Source organism: Streptomyces sp. NPDC037054, assembly GCF_055606745.1.
The window spans coordinates 154,746-174,135 of the sequence record NZ_JBVJSJ010000001.1 but is presented as its reverse complement, the minus strand read 5'-3'; the positions used below and the strand labels follow the sequence as shown (position 1 = coordinate 174,135).

The 19,390-nt window shown below is 73.1% G+C and carries 21 protein-coding genes; 4 read left to right on the top strand and 17 right to left on the bottom strand.

Going from position 1 to position 19,390, the window contains the following annotated elements; translation table 11 throughout:
* Positions 1-41: 41 nt before the first annotated feature.
* The 10 genes from ACZ7D7_RS00805 to ACZ7D7_RS00760 form a co-directional block, all read right to left on the bottom strand.
* Complete coding sequence (locus ACZ7D7_RS00805) at positions 42-356, bottom strand: hypothetical protein (protein WP_470821279.1); 315 nt, start codon at positions 354-356, stop codon at positions 42-44.
* Between the two features lie 10 nt (positions 357-366).
* A complete protein-coding gene (locus ACZ7D7_RS00800) occupies positions 367-1,020 on the bottom strand; it encodes a TetR/AcrR family transcriptional regulator (protein WP_470821277.1) in 654 nt (217 codons plus the stop codon).
* A 50-nt stretch (positions 1,021-1,070) separates the two neighbouring features.
* Positions 1,071-2,009, bottom strand: coding sequence for an AurF N-oxygenase family protein (locus ACZ7D7_RS00795; RefSeq protein ID WP_470821275.1), 939 nt, complete (start codon positions 2,007-2,009; stop codon positions 1,071-1,073).
* 117 nt (positions 2,010-2,126) lie between these two features.
* Positions 2,127-2,615, bottom strand: a complete 489-nt coding sequence (locus ACZ7D7_RS00790) for a DUF3291 domain-containing protein (protein ID WP_470821274.1) — start codon at positions 2,613-2,615, stop codon at positions 2,127-2,129.
* Positions 2,616-2,693: 78 nt separating this feature from the next.
* Positions 2,694-4,172, bottom strand: a complete 1,479-nt coding sequence (locus tag ACZ7D7_RS00785) for a peptidoglycan D,D-transpeptidase FtsI family protein (protein ID WP_470822409.1) — start codon at positions 4,170-4,172, stop codon at positions 2,694-2,696.
* A 14-nt stretch (positions 4,173-4,186) separates the two neighbouring features.
* On the bottom strand, positions 4,187-5,548 hold the full coding sequence (locus tag ACZ7D7_RS00780; RefSeq protein WP_470821272.1) for an FtsW/RodA/SpoVE family cell cycle protein: 1,362 nt from the start codon (positions 5,546-5,548) through the stop codon (positions 4,187-4,189).
* A 43-nt stretch (positions 5,549-5,591) separates the two neighbouring features.
* Positions 5,592-6,044, bottom strand: coding sequence for an SH3 domain-containing protein (locus tag ACZ7D7_RS00775; protein ID WP_470821270.1), 453 nt, complete (start codon positions 6,042-6,044; stop codon positions 5,592-5,594).
* A 130-nt stretch (positions 6,045-6,174) separates the two neighbouring features.
* Positions 6,175-7,380, bottom strand: coding sequence for an ATP-binding protein (locus ACZ7D7_RS00770; RefSeq protein ID WP_470822407.1), 1,206 nt, complete (start codon positions 7,378-7,380; stop codon positions 6,175-6,177).
* Between the two features lie 65 nt (positions 7,381-7,445).
* Complete coding sequence (locus ACZ7D7_RS00765) at positions 7,446-8,207, bottom strand: hypothetical protein (protein WP_470821269.1); 762 nt, start codon at positions 8,205-8,207, stop codon at positions 7,446-7,448.
* Positions 8,208-8,314: 107 nt separating this feature from the next.
* Positions 8,315-8,818 carry a protein-tyrosine phosphatase family protein gene (locus ACZ7D7_RS00760; RefSeq protein ID WP_470821267.1) on the bottom strand — a complete coding sequence of 168 codons (504 nt, stop codon included), beginning with the start codon at positions 8,816-8,818 and terminating at the stop codon, positions 8,315-8,317.
* A gap of 145 nt (positions 8,819-8,963) precedes the next feature.
* On the opposite strand from ACZ7D7_RS00760, the gene ACZ7D7_RS00755 reads away from it, so the two are divergent.
* A complete protein-coding gene (locus ACZ7D7_RS00755) occupies positions 8,964-9,788 on the top strand; it encodes a nuclease-related domain-containing protein (RefSeq protein WP_470821265.1) in 825 nt (274 codons plus the stop codon).
* A 46-nt stretch (positions 9,789-9,834) separates the two neighbouring features.
* Here the strand turns inward: ACZ7D7_RS00755 and ligD are convergent, their stop codons facing one another.
* Positions 9,835-10,716, bottom strand: a complete 882-nt coding sequence (gene ligD, locus ACZ7D7_RS00750) for a non-homologous end-joining DNA ligase (RefSeq protein ID WP_470821263.1) — start codon at positions 10,714-10,716, stop codon at positions 9,835-9,837.
* A gap of 63 nt (positions 10,717-10,779) precedes the next feature.
* On the opposite strand from ligD, the gene ku reads away from it, so the two are divergent.
* The 3 genes from ku to ACZ7D7_RS00735 all read left to right on the top strand — a co-directional run bounded on the left by ku (position 10,780) and on the right by ACZ7D7_RS00735 (position 12,551).
* Positions 10,780-11,784 carry a non-homologous end joining protein Ku gene (ku, locus tag ACZ7D7_RS00745; protein ID WP_470821261.1) on the top strand — a complete coding sequence of 335 codons (1,005 nt, stop codon included), beginning with the start codon at positions 10,780-10,782 and terminating at the stop codon, positions 11,782-11,784.
* A 177-nt stretch (positions 11,785-11,961) separates the two neighbouring features.
* Complete coding sequence (locus ACZ7D7_RS00740) at positions 11,962-12,321, top strand: hypothetical protein (protein ID WP_470821259.1); 360 nt, start codon at positions 11,962-11,964, stop codon at positions 12,319-12,321.
* Between the two features lie 41 nt (positions 12,322-12,362).
* On the top strand, positions 12,363-12,551 hold the full coding sequence (locus ACZ7D7_RS00735) for a hypothetical protein (protein WP_470821257.1): 189 nt from the start codon (positions 12,363-12,365) through the stop codon (positions 12,549-12,551).
* Between the two features lie 43 nt (positions 12,552-12,594).
* On the opposite strand, the gene ACZ7D7_RS00730 is transcribed toward ACZ7D7_RS00735, so the two are convergent.
* From ACZ7D7_RS00730 to asnB, 6 genes are all read right to left on the bottom strand, one after another.
* Entirely contained in the window at positions 12,595-13,275 is a 681-nt protein-coding gene (locus ACZ7D7_RS00730) for a DsbA family oxidoreductase (RefSeq protein WP_470821256.1), read from the bottom strand.
* A gap of 14 nt (positions 13,276-13,289) precedes the next feature.
* Positions 13,290-13,796: a flavin reductase family protein gene (locus tag ACZ7D7_RS00725; protein WP_470821255.1), complete on the bottom strand. Its 507-nt coding sequence runs from the start codon at positions 13,794-13,796 to the stop codon at positions 13,290-13,292.
* A gap of 128 nt (positions 13,797-13,924) precedes the next feature.
* The gene (locus tag ACZ7D7_RS00720; RefSeq protein WP_470821253.1) at positions 13,925-15,334 is read right to left on the bottom strand and encodes a dihydroorotase; all 1,410 of its coding nucleotides are present in this window, start codon (positions 15,332-15,334) and stop codon (positions 13,925-13,927) included.
* A 45-nt stretch (positions 15,335-15,379) separates the two neighbouring features.
* Entirely contained in the window at positions 15,380-16,546 is a 1,167-nt protein-coding gene (locus tag ACZ7D7_RS00715) for an acyl-CoA dehydrogenase family protein (RefSeq protein ID WP_470821251.1), read from the bottom strand.
* Positions 16,525-17,574, bottom strand: coding sequence for a PrpF domain-containing protein (locus ACZ7D7_RS00710; RefSeq protein WP_470821249.1), 1,050 nt, complete (start codon positions 17,572-17,574; stop codon positions 16,525-16,527). The genes ACZ7D7_RS00715 and ACZ7D7_RS00710 overlap by 22 nt, the downstream gene beginning before the upstream one ends.
* Entirely contained in the window at positions 17,571-19,385 is a 1,815-nt protein-coding gene (asnB, locus tag ACZ7D7_RS00705; RefSeq protein ID WP_470821247.1) for an asparagine synthase (glutamine-hydrolyzing), read from the bottom strand. The genes ACZ7D7_RS00710 and asnB overlap by 4 nt, the downstream gene beginning before the upstream one ends.
* Positions 19,386-19,390: the final 5 nt, after the last annotated feature.

Here is a 19,390-nt window from a genome sequence, read left to right as displayed (position 1 = left end):
GCGGGCCGCGCGCCGAGTGTGCGCGGTTCGGCGCAACCCCGTCACCCGCCGGTGTCCTCCGGCTTGCCGCCCGGCGTGGCGTCGGGACGGGGGCGGGGCCGGGACCACGGCCACTTCGGCCCGTCGCCGGCCGCGCCCTCGGGGTCGTACGCATACTTCCACCTGTGCGTGAGCCCGACGCGCCCGCTCGGGTGGCGGGGCACCCGCCGGTAGACCAGGACGGTGGGCGGGCCGCCGTGCGGGTCCGGGACGGGGATGCGGTACGTCTTCGGCGGGTGGCCGGTCATGCCGGTCAGCACGGGCAGCACCCGGCCGTCCATGGGGCCGCCCTCGAACGGGGTGTCTTCGCTCTTCACGCCACCAGTGTCAGACATCCCCGGCGAGCGTCAGGACCAGCGCCTCGGTCTGCGGGTCGCGGCGGGCGGTCACCGACAGCACGGCCAGGAACTGCTCCACGAGCCAGTCCCGCAGCTCGTCGGAGGGCGGCTGCTTGTCCTCGTCGAGCCAGATCAGGGACGCCGCCTCGACGGCCGTGATCCACATGCGGACCGTCATGCGCAGCCGGGGGCCGGGCTCGGTGACGCCGAGGTGGCTGAGGATGTGCTCGGCGGCGGCACGCCGTACGCCGTCCACGATGGCGCTCGTCCGGGACGTCTCGGCGACGCTGCCGCCGCGCAGCAGGGCGCTGAAGCCGGTGTCGTGGTGGGCGACGAACGCGAGATAGCGGTCCAGGGCGCGCGACAGCCGGCCCAGCAGCGGGCCCTCGCGGGGCTCGTCGAAGCACTTCTCCAGCTCCTCGGCGGCGGACCTGAGGGCGGCCTCGTACAGCTGCTGCTTGCCGCCCGGGAAGTAGCGGTACACCAGCGGGCGCGACACCCCCGCGCGCTCCGCCACGTCGTCCAGGGAGACGTCCTCGGGGTCGCGGTGCGCGAAGAGGGACAGCGCCGCGTCGAGGAGCTGACTGCGGCGCTCCTCGACGCTGAGCCGGCGGTAGGCGGGGCTGGCGGCCTGCGGGGTCATGCCCGCAGCGTAACCGGTGCCGCAGACCCCGCCCCGGCCCACCGGCGCGCTCAGGCCAGCAGGCCCGACGACTGCCAGAGCTTGCGTCCGACGCCGCGCATGACGCCGATGTCGTCCAGGAAGTCGGTCAGCCGCTTGGCGCCCTTCTGCATGACCTCCCGGCGGTGGACGCTGGCCTTGACCTGCGCCATCGCCTCGCGCTTGTCGAGGCCGACGTTCGTGTAGACCTCCGGGTTGATGAACGCCACCGAGAAGACGCGGGCGAACTCGCCGGAGGTGACGCGGGTGAACTCCTGCGACCACTTCGGCGCCGTCACCATCTGGCGGCGCAGCTCCTCGCGGGCGTAGCGCACGTGCCGCGCCTCCTCCACGACGTGGATCTTCGTGACGCCGCGGATCAGGGGCTGCACGCGCTCGTCCGGGAAGGTCAGGCGCTGCATCCAGTCCAGGACCTCCTCACCGAGCAGGGTCGCGGTGAAGGAGCCGGGCGTGGTGGAGATGGTCTTGAACAGCCGGCCGAGGTTCTGGTGGACGCGGCTGACCGGGTACCAGGGGGTGCCGCCGCGCTGGATGAGCCGCGCGAACATCTTGGAGTGCCGGCACTCGTCCTCGATCTCGGTCAGCGCGTACCGCACGTGGGCGCTCGTCGCCGCCTTGTCGTAGATGTGCCGGCACAGCAGCTGCATGAGGATGATCTCGAACCAGATGCCGAGGGAGGCGAGCGCGGCGGCCTCGTGCTGGGACAGCAGGATGCGCTGCTCCTCGCTCATCCGCTTCCACAGCGGGGTGTCGTACAGCGACACCAGCTCCGGCGGCCAGAACCACTTGCCCTCCTCGAAGGGCGCGTCCCAGTCCAGCTCCTTGTCCGGGTCGAAGGAGTGCTTGGCGGAGGAATCGAGCAGCCGTTCGGCCACCTGCTCCCGGTCCTTGAGCAGGCCGAGCGCGTCGCGCAGCCCTTCGAGCGCGTCGGCTTCCGTCAGGGTCGTCATGCTGGTCCACCTCGTCGTGCGGGGGCGTGTCAGGGGTTACCGGCGGTTCACCTCCCTTATGAGACTGCGTGTCAGCAAGCCCGTCAATCCCTCGCGCAGGACTTGTTTACCGAGCGTCTACTTCGCGGCGGCCGCGCCCTCCGGCTCCGCCGCCTCCGGCGGGAACGACGTGCGGAGCGTGAAGGCGTACGGCGTCGGGCCCTGCGCCCGCAGGTGCAGCAGGCGCTCCTCGGCCTCCGCGACCGTGGGCCGGTGTCCGGCCGGCACCCACCACAGGGCGGTCACGGCCTCCTGGAGCCGCTCGAACCACTCGCGGCGCCGGGCCAGCATCTCCCGATGCCGGCCCTGGTACATGTACGCGGTCAGGGCGTCCGTGTCCCGCCACACCGACATGTTGACGATCAGCCACGCGTCACCGAAGACGGGCACGTCCGTCGCGTTGCCCGAGTCTCCCTCCAGCCGCCACACGAAACCGTCCGCCGCGTCGGCGTCGGCGTTGACGGGATCGAGGGCGTCGACGAAGTCCTTCAACTGCGGTGAGTCCAGCGGGGCCTTGAGGCGGGCGATGTTGACCTGGGCGAGTTCGTACGCGGCGGCGTCAGTCATGACCGAACGGTAGGTCGGGTCGCGCGCGGTCCGACAGCCCCGTCTCAGCAACCGGTCCGCCTCGGCAGCCGGTCCGCGTCAGTAACCGGTCCTCGCCGGGCGGGACTTGAGGACCGCCTCCATCACCGACCGGGCGATCGGCGCCGCCACCCCGCCGCCCGTGATGTCCCCGCGGCGCGCCGACCCGTCCTCCACGACCACCGCGACCGCCACCTTCGGCTCCATGTCCCGCTTGCCCTGCGCCCACGAGACGAACCACGCGTACGGCGTCCCCGCGTTGCCGACGCCGTGCTGCGCCGTGCCCGTCTTGCCGCCGACCGTCGCACCGCGCACCGCCGCGTTCCGGCCCGTGCCCCGCTCCACGACATCGCGCATCAACTCCCGCAGCCGCACGGCCGTCGCCGGGTGCATCGCCTGCCGCGCCGCCCGCGAACCGGCGGTCCGCAGCGTCTCGCCGCCCGCCCGCGTCGTCCGCTCCACGAGGTACGGCGTGCGCACCTGACCGCCGTTCGCGACCGCCGCCGCCACCGTCGCCATCTGCAACGGCGTGGCACGCGTGTTGTACTGCCCGATGGACGACAGCGCGAGCTGCGCCCGGTCCACCGACGTGTCGAACGTGCTGCGCGCCACCGGGAACGGGATCCCCGACCCCTCGTCGTTGAAGCCGAACGCCTCCGCCGTCGCCGCCATGTCCCGCACGCCCACGTCCACCCCGAGCTTCGCGAACACCGTGTTGCAGGACCACGTGAACGCGTCCCGCAGCGAGGCGTCCGCGCAGCCCTCGGACTCGTTCGTCAGCCGCGTCGTCGTCCCCGGCAGGGTGTACGGGGCGGGGGAGTCGGTCGGCGCGTCCAGGTCCTCGACCACGCCCGCGTCCAGCGCCGCCGCCGCGGTGACCACCTTGAACGTCGAACCCGGCGGATACGTCTGCCGCACCGCCCGGTTCAGCATCGGCCGGTCCGCGTCGCCGTTCAGCCGCGCCCACGACCGGGCCGCCGCCGGCCCGTTCCCGGACAGCGCCTGCGGGTCGTACGACGGCGCCGACACCAGCGCCAGGATCCGCCCCGTCGCCGGCTCCACCGCCGCCACCGCGCCCTTGCGGGAACCGAGCCCGCGGAACGCCGCGCGCTGCGCCGCCGGGTTGATCGTGGTCTCCACGTCGCCGGCCGAACTCCGGCCGCGCGTCAGGTCGTTCCACAGCGGGAACGGCGCCAGCATCGGGTCGGCCCCGGACAGCACCCCGTCCTCGGCCCGCTCCAGCAGCGACGTCCCGTACAGCTGCGAGGCGAAGCCGGTGACCGGCGCGTACATCGGCCCGTCGGCGTACGTCCGCTCGTGGCGCAACTGCTCGGCGGTGTCCCGGGAGCCGGTCACGGGCCGGCCGCCGACCAGGATGTTGCCGCGCGGCTCGCGGTAACGGGCGATGTCGTGACGCCGGTTGGCCGGATTGGCGTCGTGCGCCGGGGCCTGCACGACCTGCACGCGGGCCGCGTTGACCAGCAGCGCGAGCAGCAGCAGCGCGCAGAACACCGCGGCGTGCCGGATGTACCGGGTCATGGCGGCGTCCCCGGTCACGCCCCGGCCTCCTCGGCGGGCTGCCGGCGCGCCGAGTCGCTCATCCTGGCCAGCAGCGCCACGATCGCCCAGTTCGTCACCACCGACGAGCCGCCCTGCGCCAGGAACGGCATCGCCATGCCGGTCAGCGGGATCAGGCCCGTCACCCCGCCCGCGATCACGAACACCTGGAGCGCCACGAGGGAGGACAGGCCGACGGCGAGCAGCCGGCCGAACGGGTCGCGCAGCGCCAGGCCCGCCCGGTAGCCGCGCTCCACCAGCAGCCCGTACAGCAGGAAGATCGCCGCCAGGCCGGCCAGGCCCAGCTCCTCGCCCGCCGTGGCCAGGATGAAGTCCGACTTCGCCGCGAACCCGATGAGCACCGAGTGCCCGAGTCCCAGGCCGGTGCCCAGCATGCCGCCGGCCGCGAACGCGAAGAGGGACTGCGCCAGTTGGTTCGGGCCCCGGCCGGCCTCGATCGACGCGAACGGGTGCAGCCAGTCCTGCACCCTGCCGTGCACGTGCGGCTCCAGCCAGCCCACGGCCACCGCGCCCAGCGACGCCAGCAGCAGGCCGACCGCGATCCAGCCGGTGCGGCCGGTCGCGACGTACAGCAGGACCACGAAGAGGCCGAAGAACAACAGCGAGGTGCCGAGGTCGCGTTCCAGGACGAGCACGCCGACGCTCAGCAGCCAGATGGTGAGGATCGGGCCGAGCACGCGGCCGGTCGGCAGCTGCACGAACCAGACGCGGCGGCCCGCGTACGCCAGCGCGCCGCGGTTGGCGGCCAGGTACGCGGCGAAGAACACCGCCAGCAGCACCTTCGCGAACTCGCCCGGCTGGAGGGAGAATCCGGCTATCCGGATCCAGATGCGGGCACCGTTCACCGCCGGGAAGAGGATCGGCAGCGTCAGCAGGACCAGCGCCGCCGTGACGCACACGTACGCGTACCGCTGGAGCACCCGGTGGTCCCGCAGCAGCAGGACCACCACGATGAACAGCGCCACGCCGACGGTCGACCAGACGAGTTGGGCGGGGGCGCCGCGGTCGCCCGGCGTCTCCAGGTCGAGCCGGTAGATCAGCACCAGGCCGAGTCCGTTGAGCAGCACGCCGATCGGAAGCAGCAGGGGGTCGGCGTACGGCGCCCTGAGGCGCACCGCGAGATGCGCCAGCAGCGCGAGGACGCCGAGCCCGGCGCCGTAACCGGCGGCGCCGGGCGGGACGGAGCCTTGGCGGGCGAGGCCGACAGCGCAGTAGCCGTACACGGAGAGCAGCACGGCCAGGACGATGAGGGCCAGTTCGACGCCGCGGCGCCGGGGGAGGCGGACGACGGGGGCCTGTGGCTCCGCCGTCGCCAGGGTCATTCCGGCCTTGCTCATGTCCGGAACCTACCCAAACGGGATGTGTGGTGCGCTTCGGTCATCAGCACCAGCGTGGCGCGGGCCCGATGTTGTTGATGTAGCGGGCCGAGCCCCAGGCCCAGGTGCCGTCCGGGAGGAGGTACCAGAGCGGGTTGCCGTCGACCGTCTCGCCGCCGGTCTTGCAGAAGATCTTGACGATGTCGCCCTTGTGGGCGTAGCGGATGATCTGCGAGCCGCGGTTGGGGGCGCTGCGCAGGGCGAGCGTGGAGGCGGTCACGACGCCCTTGTAGTAGCGGGCGTGGTGGCCGTGGTGGCCACCCTGGTGGTGTCCGCCACTCCCGTCGCCGCCGGAGCCGAGGGTCTCGGCGCTGCCGGCGTCGGCGCCGCTGCCGGCGCTCGTGTCGCTGCTCGTGCCGCTGCTCCACTCGTCGGTCGCGACGGCGGGGGCGGCGACGGCCGAAGCGGCGAACACGCCGACGGCGGCGGCTATCGCGAGGCGGGAACGCATGGACATGAGGGGTACCTCCATGTGCGGGCGAAGCGGGTCGTGCCTGACACTTCGCACGCTATGTTCACAGGACGTTCACCGCTCGCCACGCTGAGCCATCAGGAGGCACCCGCACCGGGCGCCGGGCGAACCCCGTTCAGGAACCCCCGGTCACCGCACCGGCTCCCGGCAGGGACAGCGTCGCCACCGCACCCCCGTCCTCCGCGTTCGCGAACCGCAACCGCGCCCCCAGCACCTCCGCCTGTCCCAGCGCGATCGTCAGGCCCAGCCCGTGCCCCGTGGCCCCGCCCTCCGTACGGAACCGCTGCGGCCCGTGCGCCAGCAAGTACTCGGGATACCCGTCCCCGTGATCCCGCACCGTGACCACCGCCCCGTCCACCGTCACCACCACCGGCCCCCGCCCGTGCCGCCGCGCGTTGGCCACGAGATTGCCCAGCACCCGCTCCAGCCGCCGCCGGTCCGTCTCCACCGCCGCGTCCCGCACGACCCTGACCTCGACCTGCGCGCCGCCCCCCGACGCCCGCACCACCCGCTCGGCCAGCGGCCCCAGGTGCTCGGTGTCGGCCTCCAGCCGCTCCCGCCCGGTGTCCAGCCGCGAGATCTCCAGCAGGTCCTCGGTGAGCGTGCGCAGCGCCGCGACCCGGTCCCGCACCAGCTCCGTGGGCCGCCCCGGCGGCAGCAGTTCCGCCGCCGCGTGCAACCCGGTCAGCGGCGTACGCAGCTCGTGCGCCACGTCCGCCGTGAACCGCTGCTCGGCCAGCAGCTTGCCCTGGAGCGACGCCGCCATGGAGTCCAGCGCCGCGGCGACCGCGGCCACCTCGTCCTGCGGGCGCGTCGCGTCCTGCCGCGCCCGCGGATCGTCCACGCGCGCGTCCAGGTCACCCGCGCTGATCCGCCGCGCCACCCGTGCCGTGGCGTGCAGCCGCCGCGTCACCCGCGTCACGGCGAACGCGCCCACCAGCACCGTCACCCCGATCGCGAGCGCCGACGACCACAGGATGGCCCGGTCGAGGCCGTCGATGGTGCGTGCCTGCTGCGAGTAGTCGACCTCCACGGCCAGCGCCCGCCCCCCGTCCACCGGCCCCGCCGCCCACATCGTCGGCCGCCCCCGGTGCCGCGCGACCATCGTGCCGCGCCCGCCGTCCACCGCGAGGGCCCGCAGCGACGCCGGCAGACCCGGCGGATCCACCTGGGCGCCCGGCACGGGCGCGTCGCCGGCCTGGTACGCGGCGGCGGCCTCCGACAGCCGCGCGAGCGCCTGGTGGCGGGCCTGGCCGACGGTCTGGTTCGTCACCGACACGTGCACGAGGACGCCGAGCAGCGCGGCCAGCGCACAGCACATCACCGTGATGAACACGGCCGCCTTCACCGCGAGCGCCCCGGCCCAGCGGGGGAGCGGAGGCCGCCTCACGGGGCGCCCGCCGAAGCGGACGGGGACCGCGCGGCGGACGGGGACGGCGACGCGGACCCGGACCGCGAGGCCGAGGGCCGCCCCGGGCGCTTCTCGCCGCCGGTGCGCAGCATCTCGTCGTGCGTGAGCAGCATGGCCCGCTGGTCGGGGTCCCACGTCCACTGGAGCCGGTACTCGTACCCCGGCACCTCCGACGGCGCCCGGATGATCACCGACCGGCCGGCCAGCTCGACGGCGCTCACGGCGTCGTCGTTGTCCATGACCCGCACGAGCCGGTGCCGCTCGTCGACCGTGTAGACCCGTACCGCGGTCATCCTGGCCGGGCGCAGCGGGAAGCCCAGCGTCATGTCCTCCCGGCCGTCACCGGTGAGGTCGCGGTAGTGCGGCTCCAGCAGCGGACACGCCGCACCGCACCCGGCGAACTCCCGAGCCGTGTCGCGGTACGGCGCCCTCGCCCCCGCGTAGTCCTCGGGGTGCGCGGCGATCTCCGCCCGGACGACGGCCACCGGGTCGACCTTCCGGATGTCGCCGCCCGGGACGCGGATCCCCTTGACGACCTCGGTCTCGCCCTCGTCGTAGTCCCAGGCCGGACTGGACGCCGGCGTCAGGCCCGGCCACAGGCGGGCCGGACCGACCGCGGTCGGCGTCGGCCCCGCCGCCTCCAGGCCACCGGCGTCACCGCAGGCCGCGACCGCCGTCCACAGCAGGAGGGCGGCGACGACACGGCGGGCGACGCGCGGGGGGCGACGGGGCGGCACGGTGCTCCTGGAACCGGGGACGGGAGGCCCGTACACCCTATGCGCGGGACCTCCGCATGCGCGCGGACGCCCCTTTTGCCAGGGCGTCCGTCGCGCACGCGGGGGCGCTACTCGGCCAGTTCCTCCAGCAGCCGTGCCGTGGGCAGACCGGCCCGCAGGTACTCCACGAACAGCTCGTTGTGCAGCGCCCACGACGAGCGGCGGGCCCGGATCAGCCGGATCGCGGCGTCGGCGGTCATCCCCCTGCGCATCAGGGCGTGCGCGACGACGATCCCCGACCGGTTGTACCCGTGGTAGCAGCGGACGAGGACCTTGCGGCCCCCGTCCAGCGCCGCGCACGCCGCCTCCGCCAGCCGGATGACGCCCGCGAGCTGCGTCCCGTCCAGCGGCCCGTCGGGGATCGGCCACACATGGTGCTCCACACCGGGATCGGGCCCGTGCCCCGGCAACCGCAACAGCGACTGCACGAGCTCGAACTGGCCCCGCACCACGGCGAACTCCAGCTGCCCGGAGTGCCCCTTGAACTCGTGCCCGCCCATCCACAGTCCGGGCACGATCTCGTCCCAGGGGTGATCCGGAGCCGGTACGGGTTCTGTCCCGCGCGTACGCAAGAGCGCCTCCCCATCCCCTCCCCGAGGGCGTGTCTCCCCTCCCCGAGGGCTTTGCCGGCGGATCAGGTCAACCGCTGTCAAAGGTAGCCGGGTTCTTGCTCCCGCAGCACCCCGCCTGTTCCCATGGATCGTGGGGTGATGGCGCATGAACGGACCCACCGGACGGCGCGGACTGCGCGTGGTGCCCACCTGGCGGCACGGCCGGGAGCGGCTCTACGTCCGTGCCGCCGACGGCCGGAACATCGCCTGGTACGACCGTGACGCCGCCCGCGTCAACGTCCTCGCCGACGACCACCGCGACGACGTGCTCGACGCCCTGGACCCCTTCCTCACCGGCACCGTCGCCGTCGGCCCGCCCCCGCTGCCCACCCCCGCCGAACTGGCCCGCCTCTCCCTCCACCCCGACGACGACCTGGCCCCCAACCGCCCCGGCGAGGCCCTCGTCGTCGCCCTCGAACGCGACCCCGGCCCGCGGCGCCGGCTGCGCCCCGACCCGCGCCGCCGGGCCCTGGAGGCGGAGCGGACGGTCGGCACCGCCCTGGACCGCATGGACGGCCTCGGCTGGCACGCGCTGCACTCGGTGCCGCTGCCCGGCGGCGACCGCGTCCACCACCTGCTGATCGGCCCTGGCGGAGTCTTCGCCGTCCATGCCCTGTACGCCCGCAAGCAGCGCGTGACCGTGACCGGCACCGGGGTCGCCCTGGGCCGCCGCGACGACCCGCGCCCCGTGCTCCGCCTGCTCCGCGCCTGCGCCGCGCGGGCGTCCTACGCGCTGACGGCCGAGGTCCACCCCGTCCTGGCCCTCGTCGGCCCGGCCCACCTGGCGGTCACGGCGGCGCCGCGCGGCATCCGCGTCCTGACCGACGCCGACGTGCCCGGCCTGGCCCGGCTGGGCGGCGTACTGAAGCCGGGGGACGTCGACGGACTGCACGCGCTGGCGCGCGACCGGCGGACGTGGGCGAGGGTGTGAGCGGTGGCGAGCGCGACGGGGCGGGCCGGGAACGTGGCGGCCCGGGTCAGGAGATGACCCCGGCGCGTTCCGCGTCGAACAGCGGCGCCATCAGGTCCCCGTAGTCCTGGAGCCGGGGCGCGATGTCGCGGGCGAGGAAGGCGAGCTGGGCGGGATCCCCGCAGGACTCGACCTCGTCCCAGGTGACGGGCGCGGAGACGAGGGGCTCGGCGCGGGCCCGCAGGGTGTACGGCGTCGCGGTGGTCTTGCGGGCGGCGTTCTGGCTCCAGTCGACGAACACCTTGCCGGGCCGCAGGCTGCGCGTCATGCGGTGCAGGACGAGCCGCGGCATCGCCTTCTCGGCCTCGACGGCCAGCTCCTTGGCGTACTCCGAGACCCGCTCGGAGGAGGCGCCCCGCACGGCCGCGAGCAGATGCAGCCCCTTGGACCCGGAGGTCTTGACGTGGGCCCCGATGCCGTCGGAGGCCAGCCGGTCGCGCAGCCAGAGGGCGACCTCGCAGCAGTGGACGACGGTCGCGGGCGGGCCGGGATCGAGGTCGAACACGATCCGGTCGGCGAGCGCGGGCTCCTGGGCGACCCACTGGTGGGTGTGGAACTCGGCGACGAGGTTCGCCGCCCACATCAGGCTCGGCAGATCCTGCACGAGCACCATCCGGGCCGGCCCTTCGGAGCGCGGGACCTCGGCGGTGGTGACCCAGTCGGGCGTACCGGGCGGCACGTTCTTCGTGAAGAAGACCTGCCCCTCGGGCCCGTCCGGATACCGCAGGAAGGACACCGGCCGGTCCCGCAGATGGGGCAGCAGGACCTCGGCGACGGTCGCGTAGTAGTGCAGGACCTCGCCCTTGGTGAAGCCGGTCGCGGGATACAGCACCTTCTCCAGATTGCTGAGCGCGACCCGTCGCCCCTCCACCTCTGTGATCGGCGTCATACGATGAGAATCCCATGAAATCGGGAGGAACCCGGCACCGACCCCGTCGAAAGGGTGCTGCACGTGAGATCCATATGGAACGGAGCCATCTCCTTCGGCCTGGTCAGCATCCCCATCAAGCTGGTCAACGCCACCGAGAGCCACTCCATCTCGTTCCGCCAGATCCACACGGAGGACGGCGGCCGCATCCGCTACCGCAAGTTCTGCGAGCTGGAGGACCGCGAGGTCACGGGCTCCGAGATCGGCAAGGGCTACGAGGACGCGGACGGCACGATCATTCCGATCACCGACGAGGACCTGTCCCACCTGCCGCTCCCGACGGCCAAGACGATCGAGATCGTGGCGTTCGTCCCCTCGGACCGCATCGACCCGCTCCAGATGGACGCGGCGTACTACCTGGCGGCGAGCGGAGCGCCGGCCGCCAAGCCGTACACCCTGCTGCGCGAGGCCCTGAAGCGCAGCAACAAGGTGGCCATCGCCAAGTTCGCCCTGCGCGGCCGGGAACGCCTCGGGATGCTGCGCGTCGTCGGCGACGCCATCGCGATGCACGGACTGCTCTGGCCGGACGAGGTCCGCGCCCCGGAGGGCGTGGCCCCCGACACGGACGTCACCGTCCGCGACAAGGAACTCGACCTGGCGGACGCCCTGATGGACACCCTCGGCGAGGTCGACCTGGAGGACCTGCACGACGAGTACCGCGAGGCGGTCGAGGAGGTCGTCGCCGCGAAGGCCGCGGGCGAGGCGCCCCCCGAGTCCCCGGAACCGGCGCCCGGCGGCAAGGTCCTGGACCTCATGGCGGCCCTGGAGAGCAGCGTCCGCGCGGCCAAGGAGTCGCGCGGCGAGGAGGCCGAGGTCCACGACCTCCCCCAGCGCAAGCGCGCCTCGCGTACGACGCCGAAGGAGACGGACACGAAGAAGTCGACGTCCACGGCGAAGAAGGCGGCGGCGAAGAAGACGACGAGCGGCACGAAGAAGTCGACGTCCACGACGAAGAAGACGGCGGCGAAGAAGACGACGGCCAAGAAGACCGCGGCGAAGAAGTCGACCCCGCGCAAACGCTCGGCGTGACGCGGCGCGGGCAGGCGGATCGCATCAGCAAATAGCAGACAACCGAATCCATATCCCCAAACACCGCACCAGGAATCGATAAGTGCGCAGCCGGGGCCGGGGGTGTAACGCGAGGGCGAGGGCCGGACGCAGAAGGAGGGAGACGGAATATCCCCCAAGCGTCAGATCGGATTCCCTGTGAGCGGTACCGACCCGGTTCCCGGATACCAGACGTACGACCAGCAGCCCGCGCGCCACGACCGCGCCCCGCGGGACAACCAGGCGACGGCGCGCCGAGCCGCCCTGGCCATCTGTACGATCGCGGACATCGCGGCCGGCTTCCTCGGTCTGTGGATCGTGCTGTACCTGCTGGACGCGAATCAGGCGAACGCGTTCGTCGATTTCGTGCACGGAATGGCCGACTGGCTCTCCGGATGGGCACAAGACATTTTCACGATGGACACAGAAGGGCTGCGAGTCGCCCTGAATTACGGCCTCCCGGCGGTCGTCTATCTCCTGATCGGCCACGGAGTGGCGGCCCGCCTCAACCGCGCCTGACGGCACGGGGCCTGTGCGAGAGCGAAAGGAACACCTGCATCGTGACACGCATGATGACCACCGAGGGCACCGGCCATCCGCCGATCTACGAACACCTCATCCGCGAACTCGGCGACGCGGTGGCAGAGGCCCAGCGGGCCGCCGCCCACACCCAGCACAAGGCGGCGGAACTGCTGGGCCACCACGAGCCGCCGAACCAGGCGACGCCCTCCGCCCACCGGCCGCACTGACCGGCCCGGCCCGCGGCGCGGGACGCCGGGGGCCGGGGCGGGATCAGCGCGCCGACGGGCTCTCCAGGACGCGGAGCAACGGCTTCCAGAAGCCGGGGGAGTAGTCCGTGATCACCGGGCGGGCGGTGCCCTTCGGCCAGCTGAAGACGATGCCGGGATTGTGCAGGCCGGTGCCGTCGGGCAGGAAGAAGTGCGGACTGCCCTGCACCTCGGGCGCCTTCGACTCCTCCCACTGGTCGAACAGGACCTGCCGGCAGGTGCCGCGGCGCAGCGCCCGGTCCAGGTGACCGGTGTCGACCAGCGGGCAGTCCTCCGCTGCCGCCAGGATCTCCGAGTGGACGCTGATGCAGCGGGACTCGGCGTAGAAGGCATGGCGCAGGGCCGCGTCCAGCTGGTCGGACGCGGCCAGCGCCGCCGCCTCCGGTCCGGGCTGCGTCTTGACCGCCTGGACGGCCTCCATGGCCGGCAGCACGGTCACCGGATAGCCGGACTCCGGGCCCTGCCAGTCCGTCCAGCCGAGCGCGGGCTCGCACTCGGCCACGGCCGCGACCTCGGGATCGAGGATCCACTTGGGCGTGGGCCGGGAGTTGAACAGCTCCAGCGGGAACGCCCGGTGGTCGACGGCGAGTACGACGCCCTCCTCGGCCGCCGCCCGGCGCAGGTTGAACAGCGCCAGCGAGGCCCAGGGGCAGCCGATGTCGGAGTACACGACGAGGGTGCTCATGACGGAACGCGCCCTCAGCCGGTCGCGGCCAGGGCCGGGCTGGCCGCCTCGGGACGGGTGAACGTGCGGTTGTGGTACACGAGCGGCTCCTGGTCGCCGACGTACACGGCCTCGACCCGGCCGACGAGGATGCTGTGGTCGCCGCCGTCGAGCACCGCGTGCGAGGTGCAGGCCAGCCGGGCCGTCGCGCTGGGCAGACCCGGCAGGTCCAGCTCGCAGGGGACCATGTCGCCGGTGGCGAACTTGTCGTGACCGGAGCGCGCGAAATGCTTGGCGACGTCGGCCTGTTCGGCGGAGAGGACGTTGACCATGAAGCGATCGGCGGTCACGAACGCCTCGTGGGACCCGGCCGACTTGGCGGGGCAGACCAGCACCAGGGGCGGGTCGAGGGACAACGAGCTGAACGAGCTCGCGGTGAAACCCCAGCGCCGGCCGGTCTCGTCGGTCGTGGTCACGACGGTCACGGGGCTGGGCACGTGGGCCATGGCGCGGGTGAAGTCCGAGGGAGCGACGGCGGACATCGGCGGTCCTCCAGTGGGCCGGAAGCGGATGAGTGCGGTGCCGGGAATCGGATGTGCGGTGCCGGTGACGGACGGGGCGGCGGAGGAGGGGCCGGGTGAGCCGGCCCCTCCTCCGGGACGTCCGCGGATCAGACGCCGGCCGTGCTGGAGGCGGCGAACCCGCCCGGCACCGACGGCTCGGCGTCCAGCCAGATGCCGGAAGGAGTGCCGAAGCGCGGCTCACCGGGGTTGCGCGCGTCCCAGATGACCTCGCCGCGGCGGACCGTGACGTCGGGCCGGCCGGTGAAGGTCCAGCCCTCGTACGCCGACCAGCCGACCTTGGCGTAGGTGTGACCTGCCGCCATGATCCACTTCACGTCGGGGTCGAACAGGACGAAGTCGGCGTCCAGACCGACCGCGATCCGGCCCTTGCGCCCGCCCAGCCCGAACAGGTCGGCCGGGCCCTCCGAGGTCAGCCGGGCCACGTGCCGCACCGCCTCGTCCGTGGACAGCTCCGGGTAGCGCCGGCGCATGCCCGTGTAGAGGGCGATGACGAGCTCCTGCACACCGGGCAGCCCGGGCGGGGCGTCCGCCACGTCGAGGAGCTTCTCCTCCACGGTGTGCGGGGCGTGGTCGCTGCCGAGGCTGGCGACGCTGCCCTCCATCACCGCGTCCCACAGCCGGCCCTTGTCCTTCTCGCAGCGGATCGCGGGACGCAGCCGGATCCGGGCGCCGAGCCGCTGCGTGTCCGGGGCCGAGAAGGACAGGTGGTGCGCGGTCACCTCGTAGGTCACCGGCAGGCCCGCCTTCGCGGCCGCCTTGAGGAGGTCGGCCTCCTCCGACGAGGACACGTGCAGGACGTGCGCGGCGGTGCCGTGCTTGCGGACCAGCTCGATCACCCGCGAGGAGGCGACGATGCCGCCGGTGCGCGGATGCGCCGACTCGTACGCGTCGTACCCGGCCGGCGGCGGCTGCGTCTCGTCGAGCAGCGAGAACACGCTGTCGTCCTCGGCGTGCAGGACGAGGCGGATGCCGCGCTCGGCGGCCACCTCGAAGATCCGGTCGAGGACGACGGGGTCTCGGATGACGTTGGGCGCCGTGTGATGGCCCGTCATGAAGACCTTCACCGACGTCGCCTGGCGGGGCTGGAGCCGGTGCAGGTTCTCCACGCTGTCGACCGTGACGCCCATGTGGAAGCGGAAGTCGACGAGGGAGTCGCCCGAGACGAGGGAGGCCTTCTCCGCGGCCAGCTCCGGCTCGATCAGCGGCGGCTGGGTGTTGGGCATGTCGATGACGGTCGTGACACCGCCCGCGGCCGCCGCCCGGCTGCCGTGCGCCCAGTCCTCCTTGTGCGTGAGGCCGGGCGTGCGGAAGTGCACGTGCGGATCGATCGCGCCGGGCAGCAGATAGCGGCCCCCCGCGTCGATCGTCTCCTTGGCCGGCGGCGTCTCACCGGCCGCCAGCACTGCCGATATTCGCTCACCGGACACGGCGAGCCCACCGTCCTGAACTCCGTCAGGGGTGACGACGCGCGCGTTGGTGACAACGAGGTCGTACATCTGCGTCACGAATCCTCCGGTCGTGGGTCGATACGGGACAACGGCTCAGGAGACGAGCCAAGGGGTGCTGACCAGATCCCGAGCCAGGTCGTTGGTCGGCCCCATCAGGCCGACCGCGCGGGCGTCCCGGGCCAGCTTGTTGAGCGGGTGGTCGTGCAGATAACCGGCGCTCCCCAGCAGTCGCAGCGCCTCCTGCACGACCTCCTCCGAGATCTGCGAGCCGAGGATCTTGCTGTAGAGGGTCGTGTTGCCCGGCTCCGCCGAGTCCCGGCGGGCCGAGGCGTCGACCAGGGCGCGGACCGCCTCCACCTTGGCCGCGAGGTCCACCAGCCGGTGCCGGACGGCCTGCTGGCCCTTGAGACCGCGGCGCTGCGCGTGGGCGAACGCCGTCCGGTACGCGGCCGCGGCGATGCCCGCCGAGACGGCACCCAGCGTGGCCCCCGACTCGCGCACCCCGGCGATGATCCGGACGGCGGCACCCTCCGGGCCGAGCACCGCGGAGTCGTCCACCGCGCAGGCGGTCAGCTCGACGAAACCGGTCGCCGAGGACCGCATCCCGACCAGGTCCATGCCGGTGTTGGCGAACAGACCCGGGTTGTCCGCCTCGACGAGGAAGAACGTCTGGCCGTCGCTGCCGTAGGTGGCGGCGCCGCCGGTGTCCGGCGCCGACGTCTGGGCGAGCACCAGGTACACGTCGGCGAGGCCCGCCCCGGTCGTGAACGCCTTCGCGCCGTCCAGCAGCCAGCCGCCGTCCGCGGTGCGCCGCGCCTTGGTGGCCAGGTTGCGCTTGTCGGCGCCCGCGCCGGACTCGCTCCAGGCGGAGGCGGCGATCCACTCGCCGCTCGCCAGCCGCGGCAGGCAGCGCTCGCGCTGGGCGGGGCTGCCCCACTCGCTGATCCGGGAGCTGACCGCGTAGTGCTGGAACAGGATGATCGCGACCGACGGGTCGGCGGCGGCGGTCAGTTCGATCAGCCGGTTGGTGAGCAGGGAGCCGCCGCCCTGTCCGCCGTACTCGGCGGAGACGGCCGCGCCGAGGATGCCGGAGGCGCGCAGGGCGGTGAAGACCTCCTCCGGGAGCCGGGCGGCGGCGTCGGCGTCCTGCGCGTGCCGGCGCAGGACCTCCGTCAGCTCCGCGTACCGCTCGGCGAGTTCGGCACGGGTGGGCACCTCGGCGCCGGCCTCGGTGAGCGTCAGACCGCCAGCGGGAGCCATGCCGGTTCCTCCTTGTAGTCGTAGTTCTTCAGCGAGGCGATGCACGCCGGTTCGTCGAGCTGGGCGAGTTTGCGGCTGACGCTGACCCAGTGCAGCGTGTCCGCGCCGTCGCCGCGCCCGGCGACGGAGGCCGCCGCTGCGGTGCTGCCGCCCGAGGTGTCGATCTCGATGACCCCGCGCTGGAGTCCCGCCCGGCGCGCCAGCCGTTCCGGGACCGTGCCGGGGATGCTGGACGCGGCGGCCAGGCAGGTGGTGCCGGTCAGCGCGATGCTGGGGTGCCACTTGGGGACCGAGATGGCGCGCACCGCGAGCCGCCCCTCGGTGTACTGGCCGACGGCCGCGATCTTCGGGAAGACGCCGTCGGCGGGCCACTTGAGCAGCTCGCAGGCGGCGGTACGGATGGCCAGCATCCGCTCGTAGACGTCCTCGCCGGCCCCGAACAGCTCCTCCTCGCTGTTCAGGCCCAGCTCCCCGGCGTCCACGAACACGTACGGGTTGCCCATGGAGACCAGGGACGCCTCCTGCACTCCGGTGCCGGTGATCAGCTGGTCCACCGGGCGTCCGGTGAGCAGCAGTTCGTCGAGGCGGGCTCCGGCGTCCTGGAGGAAGTGCACGGTGAAGCTGCCGCTGCGGCGGCGCGCCTCGTCCACCTCGCACACCACGTGGTCGCCATTGTTCAGGACCCGGACCCGGACCCGGCCGCCCGGGGCCAGCCGCGGCAGCCAGGCCTGCCCCTCGGCGGCGACCACCGACGCGAGGATGGAGTGCCCGCAGCTGCCCTTGAAGTCGAACCGGTCGACGCCGCCGGTCAGTCCCTGCACGAACCGGTAGTCCAGGTCGAACATCGGGTGGGCGGAGGGTTCGACGAGCGCGAACTTCAGGATGTCGCTGCGGCCGTTGGCCTCCAGCCACTCGCGGATGCGGGTGAGCACGGGCGTGAGCCGCTCCTCGTCCCTGGGGAGCTGCCGCTGGTCCAGGACCAGGGTGGGGGTCGGGGCCCCCACGGCGCGCGCGATGTATCCGATCACACCGCCACCTCCGGGACGCCCCGCGCGGCCCGGCCGGCGGGCGCGCAGAACTGGTCCAGCCACAACTCGTGCACCAGCAGCGACCAGATGGCCAGCGAGGCCCGGTCGTCGGGCCGCTCCGCCTGGACGCGGAACAGCTCGTCGACCTTCCGCGGGTCCAGCTGGCCGCGGCGGCGCAGCCGGTCCTCGGCCAGCAGGTCGCGGGCGTAGGCGTACAGGGCCTGGCCGGGCCGGAGCATGGCCGTGATGGGCAGGGTGAACGGCTGCTTCGGGCGGTTGAGGACCGAGTCCGGCAGCAGGCCGTCCGCCGCGGAGTAGAGGACCTTCTTGCGGCGGGTGCCGTCGATCTTGAGGTCGGCCTTGAGGGAGCGGGCGTAGCGGACGACGCTCGGCTGGCAGAACGGCAGCCGCACCTCGACCGAGGCGGACATCGACAGGTGGTCGACGCGGCGCAGGTGGTAGGCGGGGAGCCGCTTGCCGATCTCGAAGTCGGTGAGCGTGGTCATGCGGTCGGCGGTGGAGGCCCGCAGCAGCTCCGTGATCTCCTCGGCGGCCGAGCCGTTGGCGGTGACGAAGCCGAGGTAGTCGGGGGAGTAGAGGCTCTCGCGCAGGCTCCTCGGGACGGCGGCCAGGGCCTCCACGTAGTCCGGCACCCAGTCCGTGCCGAACGGCGCGTCCATGGCCTTCTTCAGCCGGTCGTAGCCGCCGAACAGTTCGTCGGCCGCGTCGCCGGTGATGGCCACCTTGAAGCCCGCGTCCCGCACGGCGGCGAACAGGGCGTAGGTGGACAGGGTGATGGGGTCGGCGTTGGGCTGGCCGAGGTGCCAGACCACGTCGGCCAGCAGCGACGGGAAGGTCGCGGGGTCGATCTCCACCTGGTGGTGGGTCGTGCCGGCCCGTTCGGCGACCTCGCGGGCGAACGCCCGCTCGTCGGACGGCCAGGTGCCGGTGTACGCGATGTTGAAGGAGTGCAGGTCGCGCACCTTCTCGGCGGCCAGCACGGTGACCAGGCTGGAGTCCAGGCCGCCGCTGGTGATCGCGGAGACGGGGACGTCGGCCTCGGTGAGCCGGTGCACCTCGGTGCGCAGCAGCGACCGCACGTGCTCGGCGGCCTCCGCCTCGTTGCAGTGCGGGGCGCGGGAGCCGGTGGTGGGGCGGATGGTGACGTGCATGCCGCCGGAGCGGGTGACGCGGACGGTCGCGGCCGGCGGAAGGACGTTGATGCCCTCGAACATGGTCTGCTCGCCGAACGGCGTCTTCGTCGCCAGGTACGCGTCGAGGCCGGCCTCGGCGGGGGAGGTGCGCACGTTGCGGAAGGACAGCAGGGCGGGCAGTTCGGACGCGAAGTACAGGTGCCGGCGCGCCGCGTCCCAGTGGTAGTACAGCGGCTTCATGCCGACCTCGTCGGTGGCGAGGTGGAGCGTCGGCTCGCCGCGCAGGTCGAGGACCGCCACCGAGTACATGCCGTCGAGGTACTCCGGGAAGGCGGCGCCGTACTCCGCGTACAGGGCGGGGATCACCGATCCGTCGCAGGTGTCGCGGAAGGTGTGGCCGCGGGCCGTGAGCTTCTGCCGCAGCTCGTCGTGGTTGTAGATCTCACCGTTGAAGACGACGACGATGTCGTCGCCGAGGGTGTACGGCTGGTCGCCGCCGTCGAGATCCATGATGGCGAGCCGGTTGTTGCCCAGCGCCCAGCCCGCGCCCGAGGCGTGGGTCTGCGCGTCGGGGCCGCCGTGCCGCTGGGCCGCTGCCACGGACCGCAGTTCGTGCGGGGTGGCCTGGGCGTCGAAGTGACCGAATATCCTGCACATCGCTG

What these genes read in the sequence shown, in the direction of transcription:
- ACZ7D7_RS00800 (WP_470821277.1), bottom strand. Translation starts at nt 1,020, where the DNA reads ATGACCCCGCAGGCCGCCAGCCCCGCCTACCGCCGGCTCAGCGTCGAG.
- ACZ7D7_RS00795 (WP_470821275.1), bottom strand. Translation starts at nt 2,009, where the DNA reads ATGACGACCCTGACGGAAGCCGACGCGCTCGAAGGGCTGCGCGACGCG.
- ACZ7D7_RS00790 (WP_470821274.1), bottom strand. Translation starts at nt 2,615, where the DNA reads ATGACTGACGCCGCCGCGTACGAACTCGCCCAGGTCAACATCGCCCGC.
- ACZ7D7_RS00785 (WP_470822409.1), bottom strand. Translation starts at nt 4,172, where the DNA reads ATGACCCGGTACATCCGGCACGCCGCGGTGTTCTGCGCGCTGCTGCTG.
- ACZ7D7_RS00780 (WP_470821272.1), bottom strand. Translation starts at nt 5,548, where the DNA reads ATGAGCAAGGCCGGAATGACCCTGGCGACGGCGGAGCCACAGGCCCCC.
- ACZ7D7_RS00775 (WP_470821270.1), bottom strand. Translation starts at nt 6,044, where the DNA reads ATGTCCATGCGTTCCCGCCTCGCGATAGCCGCCGCCGTCGGCGTGTTC.
- ACZ7D7_RS00770 (WP_470822407.1), bottom strand. Translation starts at nt 7,380, where the DNA reads ATGTGCTGTGCGCTGGCCGCGCTGCTCGGCGTCCTCGTGCACGTGTCG.
- ACZ7D7_RS00755 (WP_470821265.1), top strand. Translation starts at nt 8,964, where the DNA reads ATGAACGGACCCACCGGACGGCGCGGACTGCGCGTGGTGCCCACCTGG.
- ligD (WP_470821263.1), bottom strand. Translation starts at nt 10,716, where the DNA reads ATGACGCCGATCACAGAGGTGGAGGGGCGACGGGTCGCGCTCAGCAAT.
- ACZ7D7_RS00730 (WP_470821256.1), bottom strand. Translation starts at nt 13,275, where the DNA reads ATGAGCACCCTCGTCGTGTACTCCGACATCGGCTGCCCCTGGGCCTCG.
- ACZ7D7_RS00725 (WP_470821255.1), bottom strand. Translation starts at nt 13,796, where the DNA reads ATGTCCGCCGTCGCTCCCTCGGACTTCACCCGCGCCATGGCCCACGTG.
- ACZ7D7_RS00720 (WP_470821253.1), bottom strand. Translation starts at nt 15,334, where the DNA reads ATGTACGACCTCGTTGTCACCAACGCGCGCGTCGTCACCCCTGACGGA.
- ACZ7D7_RS00715 (WP_470821251.1), bottom strand. Translation starts at nt 16,546, where the DNA reads ATGGCTCCCGCTGGCGGTCTGACGCTCACCGAGGCCGGCGCCGAGGTG.
- asnB (WP_470821247.1), bottom strand. Translation starts at nt 19,385, where the DNA reads ATGTGCAGGATATTCGGTCACTTCGACGCCCAGGCCACCCCGCACGAA.